Raw genomic sequence first — 23,038 nt, 5'->3', positions numbered from 1 at the left:
ATTGGCAAAACCATTGCCGCGTTGTAGCCTATGGCGTTTTATGAAGAGGCTTATATTTTGACCCATAGCGTCTATCTTTTACGCCGTTTAGGTTTAGCTTGGATACTGTTGGCAACCATTCCGGGCTTACTATTACTGACACAGAATCAGCTGTTTCCACTGATCGATCTGCACTCTACCTTAGCCAAAACCTTATATTGGATTACCATGACTGGCACTGCACCCTATGGCGTCGCAACAGTCTTGTTTGTATTGGCGATCGCCTATCGTCATATGCCTAAACCACTCTTTATAAGTTTATTCTTTGCCATCAGCCTCAGCCAAGTTATCAGTTTAGGCTTAAGCCACACCCTCAAATCCTATTTTAAAGAACCCAGACCTAATCTCGTTTTTCTAGCAGAACAAGCACTGCCTAAGCATGAACCGCTTTCACTCGATGCCTTTTATCAATTGGATAAACAGTCACGTTCAAAGACAATTGCCAATGCACTCGATGGCTTGATCGCTGCAGAACCCGCCTTGAAACTCGACTCACGGATCCATCAGCATTGGGAAGATGAAATCGGCTATTCTTTTCCTTCGGGACATACCATTTTTGCAGTGACGCTAGTGCTTACCGCCAGCTACTATTTGCTACTCGCTGGATTACCTAGCTTAGTCATGGCGTTATGGAGCTGGGGATTTTTGATGGGATTAAGCCGTATGCTGCTTGGCATGCATTGGCCGCAGGATGTACTGTTTTCAACCTTTTTAGCCGCCATCATCAGCGGATGTAGCGTGTTTTTTGTCAGTAAGTTGCGTCCACTCTCGCATGCGTTTGCTAAAGGATCTGAACGCTAACGCTGTTAATTCAGCGTCTGGATTTGGCTGTCGACTCACATACGACAGCTTCAAACACTATGAAGTTAAATACTTAGGCATTGCTAAGCACTGCCTAAGTATTTTGCTACTAGAGCCTGATAAATTCCATTGGCCTTAATTCTAGCGAGCCCTTGATTGAAAGTATCCCGCGCCACTGAGTTGTGGAACACCATTCGATAGGATGTTGGGGGGAAAATAAAGTGGTAGCTTAATGCTTGCTGGGTATCAACATCATCCTCAACGAACTTATTCAGTTGAGCGAATATATAACGATCGGCAATCACAGTATTAATGCGACCTAAGTACAACATACGGTTCTGGCTTAATTGGCTATCGACTTCACGATAAATAGTCTGTTGCGCTACGGCATTAAACTCAGGGCCAAGTAAGAAGCGAGCATTTTCAAAAGCGGCGACACTGTACTTTTTAAGATCCGCAATACGTGTTATTTCAAGGCGTTGTTCGGCCAAGCTGATCGCCACATTGGTATATTCAACATAATCATTAGACCAATAACCATCGACGCCATTTGCAGGGTTCATCGTCATTACAGCATCTAATCGATCTTTATTGAAATATAAAACTTGGCGTTTACGAGAGTAGAATTTGAAGTTGACTGGCTGCCCCATTTCCTTAAACGCGGCCTTAATAATATCGATCTCAAGCCCTGATTCAGCATCTTCGATAATATAAGGCGGTCGATTTAGAGCGCTACCAATGGTTAACGATGCAGAAAATGCATAAGTCGGTAATATGAATAAGCAGATTAGCAACAAACTCAAGCGCATACAGTGTCTCACTCTTATTAGTATCATAACATTAGCGGTAAATAACGGGAGTTCCAAACAGCGCGACTCCCAAAATCTCTATCCGTTATCACTGTCACAACCTTTAAAATATCTCATTTGATCAAGATTTTTGGCAAAGTCGGCTAAGACTGGCAAACTAGAGGCTGACTCAGTTAACCCTAAGCTTTCGATGACAGACACTCACCACTACAAACTCGATCAACTCGATTTAACGATTCTGCGCTTACTGCAAACTCACGGCAGATTATCGAATCTCGAACTGGCCAATAAAGTCGGACTATCGCCATCTCCTTGCTCGCGCCGTGTTAAAGCCTTAGAAGAAGCGGGCTATATTGCCGATTATGCAACGCGTCTGTCGGCGGATAAGTTCAACCTGCATTTGACCGCATATATCCATGTTCGAATGGAGAAACATACGCCGGCGATTCTCAATCAATTTGAAACCAATGCACTCGCCTACGAAGAAGTCCAAGAATGCGCGCTGATCACGGGCTCAGAAGCCGACTACCAACTTAAAGTGCTAGTACAAGATATGGCGCACTTTCGCACTTTCCTGTTAGATAAACTCACGACCAACGTGCATATCGCAGGGGTGCATTCCAGCTTTGTCCTCAAAAAGGTTAAGGACCACACGGCCATTCCCTTAGGGCACGTCAACATTCAAGCATAAGCCAACACCCAACAGTCACTGCAAACACCGCAAACAAGACAGCGGCACAAGTAACAGTCATAGCACAAAATAGCGGTTAGACATCTGCCATACGGTATTTTTTGACCATAAGATCACAATTCAATGAATTTTTATCATCGCAATGATTCGCCAAATCTCAACCATCAGTCGCACCTGATAGCAATAAAATCTCGCACAAAACAGATAGGCAGCACACAACATTAACTTATAGCCAAAAATCGATAAATTATTGCCGATTAACACCAAATTAACGCACTAAAATTGCGTTGAAATCCTAATTTATCCGCCTAAGATACGCCTTCTTTTTACGGGAGGCACAATGCAATCGGCCAATACAAGTTCAACTAACCACTTCAGCTCACGCTTAGGTTTTATCATGGCGGCAGCCGGTAGCGCCGTTGGCGTCGGCAATATTTGGGGATTCCCCACCCAAGCGGCCACCCATGGTGGCGGCGCCTTTCTACTGGTGTACCTAGTGCTGATTTTCATCCTAGGCATTCCCATGCTGATGGCCGAGCTTATGATAGGTCGCCACGGACAAACCAACCCCGCCGATGCCATGGGTAAACTCGGCTTCAACTCACTCACCCGCGGTTTAGGCAAGACCATAGGTTTGCTCTCCATAGTGACAGCGGGATTGATTTATACCTTCTACAGCATTCTCTCCGGCTGGTTTGTCAGCTTTGCCATCGCGCCTATCGCCACTGCCTTTGGCTCGAATGATACCGCCGCTTGGCTAGTAGATTTTTCGCTGTCACGTAATCTGGTGTTTACACTGATCTTCAGCACGCTGGTTTTTCTGGTATTACTGCAAGGCGTGCAAGAAGGCATAGAAAAATGGTCGAAACGCTTAATGCCGTTATTACTGATCATGCTGATCGCGGGCGTGGCGTATATCTTCACCCTTAATGGCGCGAGCGAAGGGATAAGCGCGCTACTCACACCTAACTTTACCAAGGCACTGGCGCCAGATACCTTGATCAGTGCGCTCGGACAAACCTTCTTCTCCCTTACCATAGGCACAGGTGCCATGATGGTGTACGGCAGTTATCTGAGCCAAAAAGAGAATATCGCCAAACTGACCGTCTGGGTTGCCTTTACCGACAGCGGCATCGCCTTTCTCGCCGCCTTCTTGATTATCCCAGCCATGTATGTGGCCCAGCACAATGGCGTGGAGATTTTTAATGCTGAGGGTAAATTACTCGATTCGGATGCATTGGTGTTTACTGTCTTACCCGCGTTATTTTCGACCTTAGGCGATACGGCCAACCTCATCATCAGCGTGATTTTTTTTATTCTGCTGATCATCGCGGGTTTAACCTCGGCCATATCCATCGCCGAAGTGCCGACGAGTTATGTGATGCAAAAGTTCGGACTCAGCCGTCAACGCGCCACCTTGATCATCGGCCTATTGTTGACCTCATTATCCTTATTACTGGCGGTATTTTTTGAGACGCTATTTAGTTTCACTATAATGCTGACCACCCAAATCGCCCAGCCGCTGGTCGCCCTCGGTATTGCGGTTTACTTAGGTTGGATTTGGCGCCAAACCCAACTGCTCAAGGCAATTCGTGGGCAAGAAGGTGTCGATAGCACAGGGCTTTTCTGGCGCATTTGGCCAAGATATGTAAAGTATGTTTGCCCAGTGCTGATTATCGCCATAGCAATCAGACAATTTGTGTAACCATTTGAAAAAATAAAAAATCCACGCTAATGGCGGGGATTTTTTATTTAGCAATTGATGCACTAATTAACTATTTTCAAATAATCAGCAAAGTCTTGCTGCCGCCAATAGTGAATGCGATGACAGCCGGATTTTTTCAATCTATCGATGACGTTGAACTGTTAGGGAAGGCTGGATTGAAACGAAAGGGGATGTAAACAGCAGCCTTAAGAGATTAAGGCTGCTTTAAACACTGAGCTGATTACTGTTCGATACCCACGATTAACCAAGGTGAGTTGGCTTGCGCTACGTTACGCTCCAAATGCCATACTTCCTTAATGTCCTCTTCTACACCTTCAACGGTATCGCGATAGCGGCCGCTAAATTTAACACTCACTTCCGCAAGATTTGCATTGTGTGTGGCGCGGACAAGTTCTGCATCCAAAAACATCACTTCTGTGTGCTGATCGCCCACTAACTCGCGACGTTGGTTGCTGAGTTCATTGTAAAGATCAATAGAAACATACTCTTGGATTTTGCTTAAATCGTTTTCATTCCACGCCAATTGCAGGGTTTTGTAGTGACTACGAGCGCCTTCCAAAAAGCTTGGTAAATCAAAACCCGCGGGTAAATTAAAGGGCACATCGCTTATCGCTTGGCCAAAGCCATTGCTGCCGCTGTTTGCATTGGTGGCAAAACCTGTTTGTTCAGTCTGTTGGCGCTGTAGATTAGTACTTGGCTGACTCGCCCCTGCATAGGCCGGTCTTGGCTGCGCCCCCGCTTTTGAGGCCATCACAGTACGAACGATTTTGAATAGCACGAATGCCAGCAAACCGATAATCAAAATATCCATGATTTGAATATTTTCAAAACCACCGCCCATAAACAGCGCAGCCAATAAGCCACCTGCTAATAAACCGCCTAACATGCCGCCCATCATACCTTTTTTGCCCGGTGCTCCCGCTGGCGCCGTAGTCGGTGTGTTGGTCGCCGCTGGTTGAGCCGGAGCCGTTTGATGGCTTTTGCCGATAGATTTACTACCGCCGAATTTTTTTGCTTCAACGACTGGGCTAGTAACTAAGCTAACCGCAAAAATCATCGCCAGCATAATAAATAACTTTTTCATTTATAGGATCTTGTTCGTGTAATCTGAGGTGCTGCCATAATAGCGGGATGACATTATATGTCAATTAGCAAAAAGCGAAGGCTGATTGTCCTGTGCATATTTAGTGAGTTGCGATTAGCACTGTCATTCCAGTGACGCGCCAACTTTGGTTTAAAAATAAGTCATCCATGCGGGCTCGACGGCTGCATCTGCTGTATATGGACATACGAATGTCGCGATCACATGGATGTGAATGAGCGACCATGCCGCCAACGGTCACTTACATGCCAGTGCTTAATCCCATAAACTACCGTATATTCTGATAGCCAGAACGACCCAAACCGAAGTCCAATCCCCAGATAGGGGTAACCATCTCAGCAGTCATATCTTTTGAATCAAGATTTAGAATAATCGCCATGAAGAAAATATGCGTTTGTCCTATTTTTTCATCTTTTTAAAAAAGATGATTATGTTTCTATTTTTATAGATAAATCTGTACGATTAATTAGTCAAACCTTAAAATAAATGCCATTGAAAGTGGTGCATCGTTTATTAATTTTGCAGAAGAGTTTTCTGTTTCCTCAGACTCATCGTCGTCAGTAATTGAAACAAAACACACTGTCGAATTTAGCTCAATAGGCAGTTCTCTTTTTATTCTGATTAGTACATTTGATAATGTCTGAATGAGTTCATTTTTAAACTTTGCAAAGTTTATTTCTCGAGATGAGTCCTCTCGAAGCATCTTACTTATTTTGGAGAAGGCTCCCGCATTATATCCATCATAAAACCACTCAGATACTGCCCATCTATAGTAATTTTCACACTCTATGCTCTGATCTTCTTCAGCAACGAGAATGCTTTTAAGCTTACCCTCAGAGCTAGCACTTAATGATGCTGACATGGCACTACTGTCAGTGTAAAGAGATACCGCATAGAATGCCTCATCTTTATTTTCTAACAATAACATCTTGATTGTATCGTATGTAATTTCAAAGCATTTTTCTTCTAACTCAATCCAGTCCATTATTCACTCCTTGTACTTAGCTTCAATATTTTCATTTTATGATACACTCAGTTCCATGCAGAATACTGATAATTATCATTTATTTCCTTAAAACTCACACCCGTTAAACCAAGAGCCTCGTACTCGTTTTTAAACTGAATAGAACATACAGAAGCCGCTATCTCGTTACAAAAGAATAAATGTTCACGAATATTATTCTTTATTTTAAATTTATCTATAGACTCATAATATGTCTTCTTTAACCCACGTTCCTCTTGCGTGTTCAATTTTCCAGAATCTAAGTCAATCGAGATAGTATAAGTGGACTCATCCTTATCTAAGATAGACAAATAACTTATTGGAAAAAATAAAAAGTACTTTTTCTGCGGCCGAACTCCTCGATGCAGGTTAATATCGACAGGAATACGAATACACTTAACATTTAATTTTTCACACAAGTATAACATTTCATTAGAAACTAAATTTTCATCAACCAAATAATCACCATTCAGTTGATATGTTTTTGCTTTAAGAGAATAAGCATTTAAAAAATCACCCTCACATGGTGGTGAGTCATAAAACTCATAGTCAGGTAGCTCAGGAGTCCAATGTTTATCCATAAAATACGGTATTCCCTTACCATCAGGATCTGATTGGACAATAAAAAATGGCTGTAGATTTGTGCTCAAAATAACTACCCTGTAATAGGTTAAAAGTTTAATGTCCCTAAGAAAGCATTAGCGCAAACTTGAATTTATTTTAAACATCGTTTTACTCTGTTGCCAGCCATAATATTCCTTCGCAAGTCAAAAAAGCTTAACGAGCCACCCATTGTTAAATTCTCGGTATTAAATTATCGGAATGCATAATTATAAATAACAGACTATCAGGTATACCAAGGGTTTAACTGGATTAAGCACTGTCGTGGAAGTGACCGTTGGCGGCATGGTCGCTCATTAACATCCATGTGTTCGCGACATTCTAGTCTTGTTATAAATCTAGCAGATGCCGCCGTCGAGCCCTCAGGGATGAGTTCATGGCGTGTCACTGGAATGACAGTGCTTAAGCAAAAACAGTATGCATACACAAAAACCCCCGCATTGCGGGGATTTTCAATATATTAAAGACAACTAACACTCACAGCGTTACACGCATTTTCCATCCGATGAGTCACCGGAAGAAAGAGCCCGGCTGATGCCGCCAAAGATGACACTCAAGAAGCCGATACCGACATCTTTTTGTCGCTCATCGGCGCTGCCCGTATCGTGGCCGCTCGCCTCACGCATACTTTGATTACTGTTGGTTCCGCGCACAAAATCGCAAGACGCATTACTGGTATTGTTCACCGAACAGGCACTGAGCAGAGCGATCATTAGGCCGCAAAGGGCAAGGCGTAATCTTGGCATATTAGTTCAACACTTCTTCTAATGCCTTGAGGCATAAAGAAACATTCTCACGGCGGGCACCAAAGCCCATTAGACCGATACGCCATGCTTTACCCGCAAGGGCGCCAAGGCCTGCGCCGATTTCGAGGTTGTAATCCTTCAGTAAACGAGTGCGCACTGCGGCATCATCCACACCTGCTGGGATATAAACCGTATTCAGCTGCGGTAGGCGATAATCTTCGGCAACCACAAAATTAAGCCCTAACTTTTCAAGCCCAGCACGCAGCACTAAATGCATTTCGTGGTGGCGTTGCCATGCATTCTCTAAGCCTTCGGCCGCTAAAATACGCAGGGATTCATGCAGTGCATAAAGCGCATTCACTGGCGCAGTGTGATGGTAACTACGTTTGCCACCCGCGCTGGTCCAATAGGCCATCACTAAGCTTTGATCGAGGAACCAACTTTGCACTGGGGTCTTGCGATTCTTGAGTTTTTCGACGGCAGCAGGTGAGAAAGACACAGGTGATAAACCCGGTACACAGGAAAGGCACTTTTGACTGCCGGAATAAATAGCATCTATGCCCCATTCATCGACCCTTAACTCGACACCGCCAAGGGAAGTCACCGCATCAACTATGCTCAAGCAACCATAGGTTTTGGCTAATGCGCACAGAGTTTTGGCATCGGACAGCGCGCCAGTAGAAGTTTCGGCGTGCACAAAGGCTAAAAATTTGGCATCGGGATTGGCTTTCAGCGCCGCTTCAACCGCAGCAGGGTCAACAGGTGTGCCCCACTCATTGTCCACCAGCACGGCAATGGCGCCCATACGCTCGACGTTTTGGCGCATACGCTCACCAAACACACCGTTACGGCAGACAATCACCTTCTCACCCGGCTCGACTAAGTTAACGAAACAGGTTTCCATGCCCGCACTGCCCGGCGCTGATACCGCCATGGTCATTTCGTTTTTAGTTTGGAAGGCGTATTGGATCAGGCTCTTAAGCTCATCCATCATGCCCACAAACAGCGGATCTAAATGACCGACCGTCGGTCTGGACTGCGCCGCAAGCACTTCGGGATAAACATCCGACGGGCCAGGGCCCATTAAAATACGGCGAGGAGGATTAAAAGCGGTAAAACGCGGTGCTGGTAACATCATGTCTCCTTAATGCGTGTAGGTGTAGGTCGAAGTCTAGTTATTATTCGTTAGCCAATCGTCAGCGGATTAAGTCAGCGACTTAACTGTGGCGCGCTAATCGGCGGCTAGAGTATTAAGTCTACAAAACTACCACAAAAAGGAGCGCCTGTGCGCTCCTCCTTTAGCCTTAGTTATGACTAACATAACTATCACGCGTATGGTGCGCTAAGGTTGTAACGCCTTGTTGCCGTTACCCGCATTTAAAAACAGCTGATAGGCAGGACTTTGAGTTTCCTCTTGATAGACAAAACCCAGCTCAGTTAAAAACTGTTGGAACGGCAAGGCATCACTCGCGGGTACTTCAAACCCCGCCAGCACTCGGCCAAAGGCCGCGCCGTGGTTACGATAATGGAACAGACTGATGTTCCATTTGCTCTGCAAGGTAGTTAAAAACTTCAGCAGCGCACCGGGATGTTCAGGAAACTCAAAGCTAAATAAACGCTCCTCTAAAGGCTCAGGTGGATGACCACCGACCATATAACGCACATGCAATTTCGCGGTTTCATCACCGGATAAATCCTGCACTTCAAAACCATTGGCCTCTAAGGTGGCAATGATTTGTTCTAGCTCACCTTGGCCTCGGCTTAAACGAATGCCGGCAAACACCACGGCAAGATCACGACTACTGAAACGATAGTTAAACTCTGTCATCACCCGCTTATCGAGCAACTCACAGAATGTTAAGAAACTTCCCGGACGCTCAGGGACTTTCACCGCCAGTACCGCTTCTTTTTGCTCGCCGAGTTCGCAGCGCTCCGACACATAACGCAGACTGTGAAAATTCACATTCGCGCCACTTAAAATCGCCGCGACCTTTTCACCATTGCCGCAATCACCACTGGCATTAGCGCTGACATATTTTTTAAGCCCAGCTAAGGACAAGGCCCCTGCGGGTTCGGCGATCGCACGGGTGTCTTCGAAGATATCTTTCACCGCAGCGCAGATTTCATCCGAAGTGACAGTCACTACTTCATCGACATAGAGTTTAGCGACTCGAAACGGCTCAGTGCCGATACGTTTAACCGCCACGCCATCGGCAAATAAACCGACTTGCGCCAGCGTCACGGGCTCGCCCGCTTCCATCGCTGCCTTTAAACAGGCCGCGTCTTCTGGCTCGACACCGACAATTTTCACCTGCGGCATCACCGCCTTGTAATAGGCAGCGATCCCCGCGATGAGCCCGCCACCGCCTACGGGCACAAATACCACTTCGAGATCGCGCTGCTGCTGCAACATCTCTTGGGCGATAGTGCCTTGGCCTGCGATCACGGCTTCATCGTCGAAGGGCGCGATATAGACTCGGCCCTCTTCTTTGGCCATCGCCATCGCAAAGCCATTGGCTTGATCGAAGGCTTGGCCGTGCAATACCACGTTGCCACCTAAACGGCGCACCGCATCGACTTTAATATCGGGCGTCGTCTCAGGCATCACAATCACAGCATCCACACCGCGACTCGCCGCTGACATAGCCACACCCTGAGCATGATTGCCTGCCGAAGCGCACACCACGCCGCGCTGGCATTCTTCTTTCGTCAGCTGGGCGATACGGTTATAGGCACCGCGTAACTTGAAGGAATGCACTGGCTGCATATCTTCGCGCTTCAAAAATACCTGACAACCTAAACGCGCCGATAACTTGTTCATGCTTGAAAGCGGCGTCACTTTCGCTATGTCATACACGGATGACAACAGGATTTTTTGCAGATAGCTTTGTGCCAACTGAAAATGGGCTAAATCCGCCTGAGTTTGCGATGCAAGTGGCAACATAGATGCAGTAAACATAATTAGTCCTCCAGTTTACTGCGATCGCGCACCGCGCCCTTGTCGGCACTGGTGGCGAGCATGGCGTAGGCCTTAAGCGCGAGTGATACATAACGCTGGCGACCAATAGGTTTCCACGCCATTGGGCCAAGACTGTGCATTTTTTCACGGCGAGCATTGAGTTCAGTATCGCTTACCGCCAGCTTGATGCTGCGCTTTGGTATATCAATTTCGATGCGATCGCCATTTTCAATCAAGGCGATCGTACCGCCAGCGGCAGCTTCGGGTGAGACGTGGCCGATAGATAAACCTGAAGTGCCACCGGAGAAACGACCGTCGGTTATCAGCGCGCAGGCCTTGCCTAAACCGCGTGATTTTAAGTAACTGGTCGGATACAACATTTCTTGCATACCCGGGCCGCCTTTCGGGCCTTCATAACGAATAACAACCACATCACCCGCCACCACTTCGCCACCTAAAATACCCGCCACGGCATCATCTTGGCTTTCATAGACGCGCGCCGAGCCGATGAAGGTCAGATTCGATTCATCCACGCCCGCCGTTTTAACGATACAACCGTTTTCGGCCACGTTGCCCGACAATACGGCAAGCCCGCCCTCTTGGCTGAAGGCAAACTCGCGGCTACGGATACAGCCTTCTTGTCTGTCATTATCCAGTGACGGCCAGCGACAATCTTGGCTAAAGGCTTTAGTGGTCGGAATCCCCGCAGGTCCCGCCATAAAGAAGTGTTTTACTTTTTCATCTTGCGTCTGCATCACATCGTATTTCGCCAATACAGACTTCAAATTGCCACCTTCATCGGCCGCCACATGAAACACATCGGTATGCAGTAATCCGGCTCTGTCTAGCTCACCTAAAATCCCCATCACCCCACCCGCACGGTGCACGTCTTCCATATGATATTTAGGCGTTGATGGTGCAACTTTACAAAGGTGCGGCACCAGGCGCGACATGCGGTCAATATCCGCCATGGTAAAGTCAACATCAGCTTCCTGCGCGGCGGCCAATAAATGCAAAACGGTATTAGATGAGCCGCCCATGGCGATATCTAAGGTCATGGCATTTTCGAAGGCTTTAAAGTTAGCGATATTGCGTGGCAATGCCGATTCATCATCTTGATGATAATAACGTTTTGCCAGCGCCATCACGCGACGACCCGCTTCCAAAAACAGCTCGCGGCGATCGGCGTGGGTTGCCAGCATAGAACCGTTACCCGGCAGCGATAATCCTAGTGCTTCGGTTAAACAGTTCATTGAGTTGGCGGTAAACATACCCGAACAAGAACCGCAGGTTGGGCACGCGCTACGCTCGATTTTGGCACTGTCTTCATCGCTCACGTTCGAGTCGGCGCCCGCCACCATTGCATCGACTAAATCGAGCTTGATGAGCTTATCCGACAGCTTAGTTTTACCCGCTTCCATCGGTCCACCAGACACAAATACGACGGGAATATTGAGGCGCAGCGCCGCCATCAACATGCCGGGGGTGATCTTGTCGCAGTTGGAGATACACACTAAAGCATCGGCGCAGTGGGCGTTAACCATGTATTCCACACTGTCGGCGATAAGCTCGCGCGATGGCAGACTGTAAAGCATGCCGCCGTGGCCCATGGCGATACCGTCATCGACTGCGATCGTATTGAATTCTTTGGCGATACCGCCCGCTTCTTCGATGGCGCTCGCGACGAGTGAGCCCATGTCTTTTAAGTGCACATGACCCGGTACAAACTGAGTAAAGGAGTTGGCAATGGCGATAATTGGCTTACCAAAATCATTGTCTTTCACCCCTGTGGCGCGCCATAGCGCACGGGCACCCGCCATATTGCGGCCTTCGGTACTGGTAGCTGAACGTAACTTTGGCATTGACTGTATCCTTTATCTCAAATCGAAAATCGTATTCTTAATTCACATGACGAATGCTTAAGCATTCGCCGTTTGTTGCAAGCTCAGAGGTAACAATACCTTACACTGGGTCACATCAATCAGTTTATTCAACTGATTACTTAACAGTTCGATGGCACGTTCGCTATCGACCTCCATATCCAGCGACAGGCTAGCGTCGTCATTCATACGCATCTGCATTTGGGTAATCGTAAAGCCGCGATGGCGAGTCACGCGCAAAACACGCTCAAGCACTTCGGGGCGTTGTTGAACCGTTAATTCCAGAGAGTGGATCATGTTTGTTTCTCCATTTCGTCCATCATATCGCTGTTTGATGCGCCGGGGGGCACCAGTGGCCAAACGTTAAAAGCATCATCGATTGCAACGTGTAACAAATACGGGCCCTTAGCCGCTAACATTTCGGTTAAGGCTTCTTCCACTTCGTCGGAAGAAAAAATCGTCCGGCCGGGAATATCAAAAGCAGAGGCCAATAACACAAAATCAGGGTTATCGGATAAATCCGTTTCGCTGTAGCGCTCTTCAAAAAATAGCTGCTGCCACTGCTTCACCATGCCGAGTTTTTGATTGTCGATCAGCACTATCTTCACCGGCAGCTTACGGCGTTTGATGGTAGTCAGCTCCTGCACATTCATCATAAAAGAACCATCGCCAGAGACAGTCACCACAGTCGCATCGGGACGGGCCACTTGCGCACCAATCGCGGCGGGTAAGCCAAAGCCCATAGTGCCTAAGCCCGCACTGGACAGGTGATCTTCTGGACGGCGGAACCACATATGCTGGGCCACCCACATTTGGTGCTGGCCCACATCGCAACAAACAACGCTGTCTTCGGGTAATTTATTGGCTAAACGGCGCAGCAGCGCAGGCGCATAGATCAAACTGCCGGGGTGTTGATAATCCCATTGATGCTTACGACATAAATGCTCCACTTCAGCCTGCCAAGGCGTAATGTTCATCGACATGGCTAAGGCGGGGAGGATTTGGCGTAAGTCACCGGCGATTGCCACCTCTGGCATACGTAACTTGCCCAGCTCAGCGGCGTCTATGTCTAAATGGATCACTTTGGCCTTGTCGGCAAAGCTCGCTAAACGGCCGGTGACTCTGTCATCGAAACGGGCGCCAACCACGATCAGCAAATCACAATCCTGTACCGCTAAGTTAGCCGCCTTGCCACCATGCATGCCTAACATGCCTAAGTAGCCGGGTGTACCATGGGCGATACTGCCCAGCCCTTTCAAGGTTGCGACCGAAGGTATACCCGTTACTTTGATAAACTCACGCAGTTGATCGACCGCGCCCGCCATGCCCACACCGCCGCCGACATACAACATAGGCTGCTTAGCCTCAGTCAACAGTGCACGGGCGGCGTCGATATCACTCATCTCAGCTTGGGGTTCGTTCATGACGGCCAGCAAAGGTGTACGGTATTCGAGGTGAGCGAGTTGGATATCCTTCGGGATATCGACCAACACAGGGCCAGGGCGACCAGATGCGGCGATCTCAAAAGCTTGATACAAGGTTGGGATCAGGTCGTTGATGTTTGTCACCATAAAACTGTGCTTAGTGCAGCTCAGTGACATGCCCAGCACATCGATTTCTTGAAACGCATCAGTGCCGATAACGGCGGTGGAGACTTGACCCGTAATGGCCACGATAGGCACTGAATCTAACAACGCATCGGCAAGTGAGGTGATAAGGTTAGTCGCGCCTGGGCCTGAAGTCGCAAAGCACACGCCGGTTTTACCGCTGGCTCTTGCGTATCCTACGGCAGCAAAGGCGGCGCCTTGTTCGTGACGGCTTAAGAGATGTTCAACAGGGCTTCCATAGAGGGCATCGTATATTGGCATAATGGCACCACCTGGGTAACCAAACACTGTGGTGACTCCATGTGCTGCTAACACTTTGATTACCGCGTCTGCGCCTCTGATCATCTGCCCTGGTTCCATATTATCTCTCGCTACGTTAGTCCTGAATTGCCGAAAATCGACGCTAATTTTTTACTCTTTCGAAGCTTAGAACCTTGCTCTAGGCCCTGAAACGAAGAACCCCCCGGTCCTTTCGGAGCGGGGGGTTCTTTCGAAACTTTTAACCTTTTAGGTCTATCAGTTTGCCATGCGCCGCCCCCGCTGTGATTTAATAATCACGACGGTAATAATCACGAGAATGAGCTTGGCAGCTTGGTTAAACATCAATATGGATTCCTAATCGGTGTTTCTAAAATTTGGGTATTGAATGAAAGTTAGTATCGCTTTGGACTTTGCCCTAGCGCGAGCTATTAGCTTTACCATAAAGCAACGGCCAAACACAATAAAAAATATCTTTTGTCAAAAAAAATTCAGCTTCCCTGCCGAGACAATGCAAAACAACAAAGTAAAACGTTAACTGTTGAGCCTCAGTCGGCGCGATTCACCTACTGAACAATAGACTCACTAACTGTGTCGTTTTTGCCCGCTCGACAACCCACTGAACAGGAAAAAATTTGTTTCTCACTAACTGATTTATCACTAAGCTGATTCATCACTAAGCAAGCTCAAGATGCGCGTTTCACTATCTTGAGCTTGCTTGGGAACTGAGCTGAGACCCAAGTCCTTTGAGTATCAACCCTCTCCCCCAATGCTGGGCTTAACTCACTATCACTTAAGCCTCAACAATGCTCTTCATATCTGTCATGTAACCGCGAAGCTCAGCGCCAACATATTCCACTGCCGTTTCACGAATCGCTTCGTTAACAGCGATGAGCGTTAGGTTGTCGACACCGGTTGCGCTGTCTTTCAGGCCAGCACCTAAATACTCAGATGACATGGCATTAACGTAGTCGCGCAGCATAGGTACGGCGGCGTGATTAAACAGGTAGCAACCGTATTCGGCTGTGTCTGAAATCACTACGTTCATTTCGTACAAACGCTTACGAGCAATCGTGTTAGCGATAAGTGGGGTTTCGTGCAGTGATTCGTAATAAGCCGACTCTTCCACGATACCCGCAGACACCATAGTGTCGAACGCCAGTTCCACACCCGCTTTGATCATAGCGACAAGGAAAATACCTTTGTCGAAATAGGTTTGTTCGTCGATATGCTCGCTCGATACGGGCGCATTTTCGAAACCTGTTTCGCCAGTTTCGGCTCTCCAACGCAGTAAGTTCGCATCATCGTTTGCCCAGTCTTCCATCATAGTGCGAGAGAATTCGCCGCTGATGATGTCATCCATGTGCTTTTCAAATAATGGCTGAAGGATTTCTTTTAAATCTTCTGCAATTTCAAATGCTTTAATCTTAGCTGGATTAGACAAACGGTCCATCATGTTAGTGATACCGCCGTGTTTCAGCGCTTCAGTGACCGTTTCCCAACCTTGCTGGATAAGCTTGGCCGCGTAGCCTGGCTCAACGCCATCGGCGATCATTTTCTCGTAACCTAAGATGGCACCCGTCTGCAACATACCACACAGAATGGTCTGCTCGCCCATCAGATCCGACTTCACTTCTGCGATGAAAGACGACAGTAAAACACCGGCTCTGTCTCCACCCGTTGCGCTAGCGTAGGCTTTAGCAATCTCTAAGCCATCACCGTTTGGATCGTTTTCTGGGTGAACCGCGATAAGGGTAGGCACACCAAAACCACGTTTGTATTCTTCACGCACTTCAGTACCTGGGCACTTAGGCGCAACCATCACCACAGTAATATCGGAACGAACTTGCATACCCTCTTCAACAATGTTGAAGCCGTGTGAGTAAGACAAGGTAGAGCCTTGCTTCATCAGTGGCATAACTGCGTTAACCACGTTTGAATGCTGTTTGTCCGGCGTCAGATTAAGGACCAGATCCGCCGCGGGGATTAATTCTTCAAAGGTACCGACACGGAAACCGTTATCGGTTGCTTTTTGCCATGAGGCACGTTTCTGTTCAATCGCTTCAGGACGCAGGGCAAAAGAGATATTCAGACCCGAATCACGCATGTTCAAGCCTTGGTTAAGACCTTGAGCACCACAACCTAAAATAACAATATTCCAATCTTTGATGTAGTTACAGCCGTCGCTAAACTCAGAACGATCCATGAAACGACATTGGCCAAGCTGTGCTAATTGTTGACGTAAATTCAGAGAGTTAAAATAGTTAGCCATCTGATATACCACCTATAAGTCAGAAATTTTGGACGCAACCAAACTAACATAATGTTACGACTTGGTTGTGATTGAAATCACTATAACCCATGCTTATCATTGCTTAAAATGATATATTCGGAACTTCATATTGCATTATGCGCAACGTCAGCCGCAATAACGCTCAGTAACACTGGCAGCAACATCGGCGGCAATATGCAGCACTCAAGCTCAGGCTAAACAGGATAAGTTATGGATATTCGTACCCTCAAATTGTACCTGCACTTATGTGACAGTTTGCACTTCGCCAAGACCGCGGAGCAGATGCATGTGAGCCCATCGACCTTAAGCCGAGCACTGCAAAGATTAGAAGAAGAAGTGAACGCTAAACTGTTAGAGCGGGATAATCGCAGCGTGACCTTAACCCTCGCGGGACACGAGTTTAAGCGATTCGCCGAGCAGACCTTGAACCATTGGAGCACACTCAAGCACAGTATCGATCTCAAGCAGGACGTACTGCGCGGTCGGTTAAATCTATATTGCTCGGTCACTGCTGCCTACAGTCATTTACCGGGTTTATTGGATTTATTCCGCCAAGAACATCCCTTCGTCGAGATTGCTTTAACCACGGGAGATGCGGCGAACGCACTGGCCGAAGTGCAGCAGAATCGCGCCGATATCGCCATCGCCGCCTTGCCGGATCCTTTCCCCAGCAGCTTACATTTTGCCAAAATCGACGATGTGCCACTGTCGATTATCGCACCGACGATCCGCTGTGCAGTACAGCAACAAGTGAGTCAAACGCCCATCGATTGGTCGAGCGTGCCCTTTATCATCCCAGATCACGGCCCAGGACGGCGCCGCGCCGATAACTGGTTCAAACAAATGGGCATCAGCCCTAATATTTACGCCCAAGTCTCGGGACAGGAAGCGATCGCCTCTATGGTAGCGTTAGGTTGTGGCGTGAGCATGAGCCCCGAAGTGGTGATCAATAATAGCCCAGTGCGTGATCGCATTCAGTTGCTCTCGTCGCCAGTGGCGATTCCACCGTTCGAGTTAGGTTGCTGCTGCAAAGTGAAACGACTTGATGATCCCATCGTTAATGCGTTTTTGGATGTGATTTAAACGGGGAAAGTAATACAAAATAAAAGTGCGAGTGGAGAGTTTCAACGAGATAGAAAACCGAAACGGCTCTCAAAAAGCTAAAAACTTAGCTGAAAGAGAACCGCTTCACTATCGAACAGTTGTTATCAAATTGGTGCTAACGAACTATTGCCACAAGATTTCTATCGCAAGGCAATCAACACAAGATGACAGGATTACACATCCGGCGAGTTGAGCTTATCAATAGGATCGATACGGGTCACCAATAGCTGATCGACCTTGTACGAATCGATATCGACCACCTCAAATTTATAGCCCGCATAGTTCACGAAATCCGTACGCTTAGGGATTTTACGCAGCATATACATCATAAAACCAGCAATGGTTTCGTAGTTCTGATTATGCGGAAACTCCTCAATACCAAAGGCGCGCATTACGTCGGTAATAGGCGTCACACCGTCGACTAACCAAGAGTTGCTATCACGGGCGATGATCTGCTCTTCGCTCTCGTGCAATGACCAAGCCCCCATTACGGCGCGCTGTAGATCGTTAGTCGTGACAATCCCCACCACTAAGGCGTATTCGTTCATGACCACGGCAAAATCGGCGCGACTATTTTTAAAGTATTCCATCGCTTCTGACAGGCTCAGCGTATCGGGAATGATCAGCGAAGTATGGATTAAGTTACTGCCTTTTAAGATGATATTCTCACCGTTGATCACACGGATCAGCAATTCTTTCGCATCCACGAAGCCTTTGATCATATCTAACTGACCATCGCAGACGAGGAACTTAGTATGGGGATCTTCAGAAATTTTACGCTTGATATCTTCTTCACTGTCTTGCAGTAAAAAGTACACTAAGCTTTCACGGGCCGTCATGGCCGAAGTCACAGAAACGGTTTGCATTTCAAACACATTTTCCATCATCTGTTGCTCACCGCGATCTAGCACCCCTGCTTCGGCACCGGCATTCATGACGGCATAAATGTCGTCGGAGGTGATGGCATCGTTACGCACGGTTGGGATCTGCAGCAGTTTAAAGATACCACTCGCCATGCCGTTGAAAAACCACACTAATGGGCGTAATAGCACAATACAGAAAGACATAGGCCCGACAACGGCTAAAGCGACAGGCTCAGGCATCGCCATGGCAATGCGTTTTGGCATTAAATCGGCGACTAAAATAAAGGCGCTGGTTACCGTTATGAAGGATAAAACAAAGCTCAATTGGCTCAGCCAAGGCTCGGCAACTAAAGGGGAAAGCAACTGATAGAAGTAAGGCCGAAATGCCGACTCACCCACAATACCGCCCATGATGGCAACGGCATTAAGACCAATTTGTACTACCGTAAAAAAGCTTCCGGGAACGGCTTGTAACTGCAGCACCTTTTCTGCTCGTGCATCGCCCTCATCGGCTAACTGACGTAAACGAATTTTACGTGAAGCGGCAAGTGCAATTTCTGACATAGAGAAAAAACAACTCGCGCCGATTAGACACAATATAATCATCACGTTATCAAAGAGACTCATGTAACACCTTTCATTTAACACTGGACTAACTAGGACCAACCCGCGCTTTATTGCTCGCAAGTCAGTTGAATTCATTGTATTTGAGCAAAGTTTGCTTTGTCTGGTCGCTGTACAACAAGATTGTATTGACCACTTTCACCCCTGAGATGAATGAGCGCTTAGATGACAATCCTTAGGGTGCACTCAGTATATCTGCAAATTCACGAGTTATGCGTGACTCCGCTCTCGCAGCCCACGCATAGCGCTAATGCACTTGCATCATTTAAGTAATTCTTTATGTCGAAACGACTGAATATACAGCATTTAATTATTTTACTCGACTCGATGGCATTAGACATCCGAGCGCGGTGGCTTTGATATTGAGCTGCTAGAACGTACATTTAAACCAACAGAATTGACTATGCAGTCGTGGCTTTGCTTAGTTGCGTTACGTAAAATACGTCCAGAATGGCAGCATGGATGTCACTCAGAGTGCATCGCTAAATCGACAATAGGCGACAGATTATATCTCATCTGCCGCCTAATATTACCTCACCTTGAGTAATTTTTATCTTAGCGACTTATCTACAGCTGTGTTTCACATAAATGTTATCAATTAGTTAGCATGATTGAGGACGTCTGTGGCGTGGTGATGCTAACCGAATATGTCTCCAATTTTGCAGCATAGCGCCTAGACTCTTGAAGCTCAGTAGCCAATCCAGCAACGTGTTGTGATATCTTGGCGAAAGAGTAACGTCACCTTCAACCGGCTCCCATTAAATCACTTCAACCTCGACTCTATTGCGACCTTTATCCTTAGCGCGATAGAGGCAAACATCGGCGCGGCGTAATACGTCGGCCATCTTAAACCCAGAGATCTTATCTAATGGCAAAAACACGCTGCCAATACTGATCGTCACCACAGCCAAGGGAGATACTTGATGGGGAATATTGAGTTGCTCAACGAGATAACACAGTTGCGTAGCAATAGCCGTTAACTGTGCTGGCGTGACCTGCTCGACGACCAAAGCAAACTCTTCACCACCAATGCGAGCCAATAGAGCATTGTGCGGCAGGATATCGCACTGTGCTAAGGCATCAGCCACCCGTTTAAGCACAGTATCGCCTTCAAGATGACCATAAGTGTCGTTGTAGGATTTGAAATAATCGATATCTAACATTAACAATCCCGCTGGAGTGTTAGCTTGTAGCACAGTAGCTAATCTTTCGGTAAAGGGTCGTCTATTAGCTAAGCCAGTTAACTCATCGGTTTCAGCCATCACCTTTAATTGGCTATTCGCGGCAACCAGCGCTTGTTGTAGCACTATCATCTGACGCTCTTTCTGTTCGCGTAGCAGTAACTCGTTCAATGCGGAGGCGAATTGGGTCAACATATTCTTTTTCTGGGCGTTCCAATTTAATGGCCGCGACACAGTCGACAGCGAGAGCAATCCCAATAACTCCCCAGCATTTTTAATCGCAAAGGCGGCAATCGAACATATCCCCACGGATTTCATTACCTCATATTCCTGTGGTGAAAAAGCCTTTAACGCCTCAAGATCCTCAATCACTAAGGTCGATTCCGTCTCGAATTTTTTAGCCAGTTGAGCAATATTATCTACCGAAATCACTTGGACCTTATTTGCGTGTAAGTCACTGGTCCAAAAGCTGCGGTAATAGGCATGCTGCTGATTGAATTCGAGAAGACTCACCCTTTCAACATCAAATAACTGACCTATTTTGTGGCATACCTCAGTTAAGGTTTTATCCACATTGCAGGTATCTATGCTCAAAAATTGCAATGAAATCTCGGCCAACAATTGATTCGACTGCGACTGCCAATCTAATTCTTTAGTTCGTTCTTTGACTAAGTCAGACAATAAATGCTGCTGTTGTTGCAGTGCACGTTGCTGACGTTTATTGATGGCTAAATCATTACGTATCCTTTGATACATACCTTTAAGTGACAATGCCACATGGGCTATTTCATCGGGTCTTGCGGTTACCGTCTCGGGCACAGATAACTTTTTTAACGAGTTAAGATTGATTTTATTAGTGAAATCTTCCAGTGCCGACAATCTATCTGTCACCATGAGTCGCACTAAGGTCAAAATCAAATAAATCATCAATAGGGTCTTTAACCCATTACCAAGCACGATAAAAATCAACTGCCGCCACAGCTCGTAGTAAAGCCGATTGGTATCTAACCCTACGGTCAAAGTCGCTATCGACTGCTCTTGATAGGTCACAGGATAGTGAAATAGAGTTTGCGACTCATCATCGGTTAACAAAGGTTTACCCAGATGCATAGTGACGCCATCGATACTGTCTAAATGTACACTCGACACTAATGGCATCATCCCCAGTCCAGAGAGCAAATCCGATAACAAGCTACGGTCGACGTCCCACAGTGACTTAGCCACGCTTGGCAAAATAGATTCTGAATACTCGCGGATATCCGAAGTCGCATTATCGATACTATCCTGATAGTTCCAAATCAACTGTACCAGCATAGTTAACACAGCAAAAAACGAGCTCACCCCAATAATAATCAGCGTCATCTTGTGGCTAATAGAATGATTATGATGCTTCATGTACACCTGTTATTACGCCTTAAGGGGCAACTTATTCAAAATCTGAGACTGGAAAATCTGTGGCCAATCTCGAGCAACTAACATTTGATAAAATGCCGAATCTGGTTGCAAAACACCGAACAAGGCAACATTGTCATAGGGGAGATATTTTTTATGCTGCTGATAATATTGCAATTCGACCAAACCTAAAGCGCCAACCAAAAAATGCCCGCCACCAATAACACTCACAGAGTGCTGGCGACAAAGCTGTAAAATCTCAGGTGAAGTATTGATCGTACCGACAAATACATCTTTACCAGACACCAAACCTTTTTCCTTCAATGCCTTAAGCACCCCAATCGCCATACGATCACTGGCGGTCCAAATCACATTCAGATCAGGATAACGATTCAGCAGGGTTAACGCTTGCCCATAAGCCACAGCCTCACTCCATTGGCCATAAACCGTTTGAGTCAGAGTGGCATTGGACTGCATAAAGAAATAGTCACTGGCGCCTTGGGTTCGTAGCACTGAAGCAGGCGTCGATTTATCGCCCGAAATCAACAGAACTTTAGCCGCCTTTCCCTCTAAGTCGTCCATTAAGGCCTTAGCGGTCGCCGAACCAATAGCGTAATTATCGGGAATAATGGCGGGTAACAGATATTCTTGCCAATGGGGATCTTGCAGCAAGGCATCACGCTCGCCAGGGGAAATATCATTTAAAATCAATTGTACATAGACAGGGTGAGGATAAAGCGCCTGCAGCATTTTTATCGCGGATTGTTTTTCATTAACCAGAATAACGTAATTAGGTAACGCCTTTGCAGAAGCTAACAACTCATCGAGTTGAGTGATCATCTTGAAGTGATTGCGATCGGAATGAATGATATCGAGTTTAATATCGAGTGTCGTCGATGCCGCCAACATCAATTGGTCGACATCTCCCCAAAAACTGTCATCGACAGCCCCAGGATTAAAAAAAACCACATCGAGTTTTGCCCATGCTGCCCCACCAAAACCCGCAGTACAGATAAACACACACGCTAACATCCACGAACGCATAGGCGAGTTCTCCTCGACCATGTTCCCTCAAATGTCATCCTTCACAAGAGGTCACTTTATTATTATCGATTCACAACCTTGTTACCGCATCGCCGCCAAAAATGTTGCTAAAATCGGCAGCAGATGTTTCGATTAAACCACAAAATGATACAAAGTATACTTTATATGCTGACTATTTATTCCGACACCCTGTCGGTATAGGGGGTTCGAGTGGCTCAGTAGCAGAATGTTTATGGGGATGTAAGTGGCGGCCTTATGGTCAGTCTTGCGACCTAACCACGGAGAAAATGACGGG

Annotated in this window: 18 protein-coding genes; 4 read left to right on the top strand and 14 right to left on the bottom strand. The window is 46.8% G+C overall.

The annotated features are described in order from the left end of the window. The first annotated feature begins 30 nt into the window (after window positions 1-30). Complete coding sequence (locus L5L98_RS12325) at window positions 31-840, top strand: phosphatase PAP2 family protein (RefSeq protein WP_173913158.1); 810 nt, start codon at window positions 31-33, stop codon at window positions 838-840. A gap of 83 nt (window positions 841-923) precedes the next feature. Here L5L98_RS12325 and L5L98_RS12320 read toward each other — a convergent pair whose 3' ends face one another. Next, on the bottom strand, window positions 924-1,649 hold the full coding sequence (locus L5L98_RS12320; RefSeq protein ID WP_198573143.1) for a substrate-binding periplasmic protein: 726 nt from the start codon (window positions 1,647-1,649) through the stop codon (window positions 924-926). Between the two features lie 190 nt (window positions 1,650-1,839). On the opposite strand from L5L98_RS12320, the gene L5L98_RS12315 reads away from it, so the two are divergent. Together L5L98_RS12315 and L5L98_RS12310 are read left to right on the top strand one after the other, a co-directional pair. Continuing rightward, the gene (locus L5L98_RS12315; RefSeq protein WP_198573148.1) at window positions 1,840-2,340 is read left to right on the top strand and encodes an Lrp/AsnC family transcriptional regulator; all 501 of its coding nucleotides are present in this window, start codon (window positions 1,840-1,842) and stop codon (window positions 2,338-2,340) included. Between the two features lie 340 nt (window positions 2,341-2,680). Next, window positions 2,681-4,045, top strand: a complete 1,365-nt coding sequence (locus L5L98_RS12310; RefSeq protein ID WP_263141175.1) for a sodium-dependent transporter — start codon at window positions 2,681-2,683, stop codon at window positions 4,043-4,045. Window positions 4,046-4,286: 241 nt separating this feature from the next. Here L5L98_RS12310 and L5L98_RS12305 read toward each other — a convergent pair whose 3' ends face one another. The 10 genes from L5L98_RS12305 to ilvC all read right to left on the bottom strand — a co-directional run bounded on the left by L5L98_RS12305 (window position 4,287) and on the right by ilvC (window position 16,514). Beyond that, window positions 4,287-5,150: a Tim44 domain-containing protein gene (locus L5L98_RS12305; protein WP_263141173.1), complete on the bottom strand. Its 864-nt coding sequence runs from the start codon at window positions 5,148-5,150 to the stop codon at window positions 4,287-4,289. A gap of 484 nt (window positions 5,151-5,634) precedes the next feature. After that, window positions 5,635-6,153, bottom strand: coding sequence for a DUF4303 domain-containing protein (locus tag L5L98_RS12300; RefSeq protein ID WP_263141172.1), 519 nt, complete (start codon window positions 6,151-6,153; stop codon window positions 5,635-5,637). 47 nt (window positions 6,154-6,200) lie between these two features. Next, window positions 6,201-6,821, bottom strand: coding sequence for an imm11 family protein (locus tag L5L98_RS12295; protein WP_263141169.1), 621 nt, complete (start codon window positions 6,819-6,821; stop codon window positions 6,201-6,203). 456 nt (window positions 6,822-7,277) lie between these two features. After that, on the bottom strand, window positions 7,278-7,538 hold the full coding sequence (locus L5L98_RS12290; protein WP_263141168.1) for a hypothetical protein: 261 nt from the start codon (window positions 7,536-7,538) through the stop codon (window positions 7,278-7,280). Between the two features lies 1 nt (window position 7,539). Then, window positions 7,540-8,673 (bottom strand): pyridoxal-phosphate-dependent aminotransferase family protein, encoded by a 1,134-nt coding sequence (locus L5L98_RS12285; protein WP_198573270.1) that lies wholly within the window; start codon window positions 8,671-8,673, stop codon window positions 7,540-7,542. 207 nt (window positions 8,674-8,880) lie between these two features. Further along, entirely contained in the window at window positions 8,881-10,482 is a 1,602-nt protein-coding gene (gene ilvA, locus L5L98_RS12280; protein WP_263141229.1) for a threonine ammonia-lyase, biosynthetic, read from the bottom strand. A 17-nt stretch (window positions 10,483-10,499) separates the two neighbouring features. Beyond that, window positions 10,500-12,359, bottom strand: coding sequence for a dihydroxy-acid dehydratase (gene ilvD / locus L5L98_RS12275; RefSeq protein WP_263141166.1), 1,860 nt, complete (start codon window positions 12,357-12,359; stop codon window positions 10,500-10,502). 57 nt (window positions 12,360-12,416) lie between these two features. Further along, window positions 12,417-12,674 (bottom strand): acetolactate synthase 2 small subunit, encoded by a 258-nt coding sequence (gene ilvM / locus L5L98_RS12270; RefSeq protein WP_006083459.1) that lies wholly within the window; start codon window positions 12,672-12,674, stop codon window positions 12,417-12,419. Next, window positions 12,671-14,344, bottom strand: a complete 1,674-nt coding sequence (gene ilvG, locus L5L98_RS12265; protein WP_263141162.1) for an acetolactate synthase 2 catalytic subunit — start codon at window positions 14,342-14,344, stop codon at window positions 12,671-12,673. The genes ilvM and ilvG overlap by 4 nt, the downstream gene beginning before the upstream one ends. Before the next feature lie 691 nt (window positions 14,345-15,035). Next, entirely contained in the window at window positions 15,036-16,514 is a 1,479-nt protein-coding gene (gene ilvC / locus L5L98_RS12260) for a ketol-acid reductoisomerase (RefSeq protein ID WP_131524931.1), read from the bottom strand. 231 nt (window positions 16,515-16,745) lie between these two features. Here ilvC and ilvY point away from each other — a divergent pair, with 231 nt between their 5' ends. Next, complete coding sequence (gene ilvY / locus L5L98_RS12255) at window positions 16,746-17,618, top strand: HTH-type transcriptional activator IlvY (protein ID WP_263141157.1); 873 nt, start codon at window positions 16,746-16,748, stop codon at window positions 17,616-17,618. A 194-nt stretch (window positions 17,619-17,812) separates the two neighbouring features. On the opposite strand, the gene L5L98_RS12250 is transcribed toward ilvY, so the two are convergent. The 3 genes from L5L98_RS12250 to L5L98_RS12240 form a co-directional block, all read right to left on the bottom strand. Beyond that, window positions 17,813-19,129 carry a hemolysin family protein gene (locus L5L98_RS12250; protein WP_105250472.1) on the bottom strand — a complete coding sequence of 439 codons (1,317 nt, stop codon included), beginning with the start codon at window positions 19,127-19,129 and terminating at the stop codon, window positions 17,813-17,815. A gap of 755 nt (window positions 19,130-19,884) precedes the next feature. After that, entirely contained in the window at window positions 19,885-21,669 is a 1,785-nt protein-coding gene (locus tag L5L98_RS12245) for a GGDEF domain-containing protein (RefSeq protein WP_105253010.1), read from the bottom strand. 45 nt (window positions 21,670-21,714) lie between these two features. Beyond that, window positions 21,715-22,743 (bottom strand): ABC transporter substrate-binding protein, encoded by a 1,029-nt coding sequence (locus tag L5L98_RS12240; RefSeq protein ID WP_173248009.1) that lies wholly within the window; start codon window positions 22,741-22,743, stop codon window positions 21,715-21,717. Between the last annotated feature and the right edge of the window lie 295 nt (window positions 22,744-23,038).

Source organism: Shewanella sp. SM23 (genome assembly GCF_025654295.1).
GTDB lineage: Bacteria > Pseudomonadota > Gammaproteobacteria > Enterobacterales > Shewanellaceae > Shewanella > Shewanella oncorhynchi.
This window is presented reverse-complemented; position numbering and strand designations above follow the sequence as displayed.

Excerpts from the sequence above, each read along its gene's own strand:
- L5L98_RS12325 (WP_173913158.1), top strand. The coding sequence starts at position 31 with ATGGCGTTTTATGAAGAGGCTTATATTTTGACCCATAGCGTCTATCTT.
- L5L98_RS12320 (WP_198573143.1), bottom strand. The coding sequence starts at position 1,649 with ATGCGCTTGAGTTTGTTGCTAATCTGCTTATTCATATTACCGACTTAT.
- L5L98_RS12315 (WP_198573148.1), top strand. The coding sequence starts at position 1,840 with ATGACAGACACTCACCACTACAAACTCGATCAACTCGATTTAACGATT.
- L5L98_RS12310 (WP_263141175.1), top strand. The coding sequence starts at position 2,681 with ATGCAATCGGCCAATACAAGTTCAACTAACCACTTCAGCTCACGCTTA.
- L5L98_RS12305 (WP_263141173.1), bottom strand. The coding sequence starts at position 5,150 with ATGAAAAAGTTATTTATTATGCTGGCGATGATTTTTGCGGTTAGCTTA.
- L5L98_RS12300 (WP_263141172.1), bottom strand. The coding sequence starts at position 6,153 with ATGGACTGGATTGAGTTAGAAGAAAAATGCTTTGAAATTACATACGAT.
- L5L98_RS12290 (WP_263141168.1), bottom strand. The coding sequence starts at position 7,538 with ATGCCAAGATTACGCCTTGCCCTTTGCGGCCTAATGATCGCTCTGCTC.
- L5L98_RS12285 (WP_198573270.1), bottom strand. The coding sequence starts at position 8,673 with ATGTTACCAGCACCGCGTTTTACCGCTTTTAATCCTCCTCGCCGTATT.
- ilvA (WP_263141229.1), bottom strand. The coding sequence starts at position 10,482 with ATGTTGCCACTTGCATCGCAAACTCAGGCGGATTTAGCCCATTTTCAG.
- ilvD (WP_263141166.1), bottom strand. The coding sequence starts at position 12,359 with ATGCCAAAGTTACGTTCAGCTACCAGTACCGAAGGCCGCAATATGGCG.
- ilvM (WP_006083459.1), bottom strand. The coding sequence starts at position 12,674 with ATGATCCACTCTCTGGAATTAACGGTTCAACAACGCCCCGAAGTGCTT.
- ilvG (WP_263141162.1), bottom strand. The coding sequence starts at position 14,344 with ATGGAACCAGGGCAGATGATCAGAGGCGCAGACGCGGTAATCAAAGTG.
- ilvC (WP_131524931.1), bottom strand. The coding sequence starts at position 16,514 with ATGGCTAACTATTTTAACTCTCTGAATTTACGTCAACAATTAGCACAG.
- ilvY (WP_263141157.1), top strand. The coding sequence starts at position 16,746 with ATGGATATTCGTACCCTCAAATTGTACCTGCACTTATGTGACAGTTTG.
- L5L98_RS12250 (WP_105250472.1), bottom strand. The coding sequence starts at position 19,129 with ATGAGTCTCTTTGATAACGTGATGATTATATTGTGTCTAATCGGCGCG.
- L5L98_RS12245 (WP_105253010.1), bottom strand. The coding sequence starts at position 21,669 with ATGACGCTGATTATTATTGGGGTGAGCTCGTTTTTTGCTGTGTTAACT.
- L5L98_RS12240 (WP_173248009.1), bottom strand. The coding sequence starts at position 22,743 with ATGCGTTCGTGGATGTTAGCGTGTGTGTTTATCTGTACTGCGGGTTTT.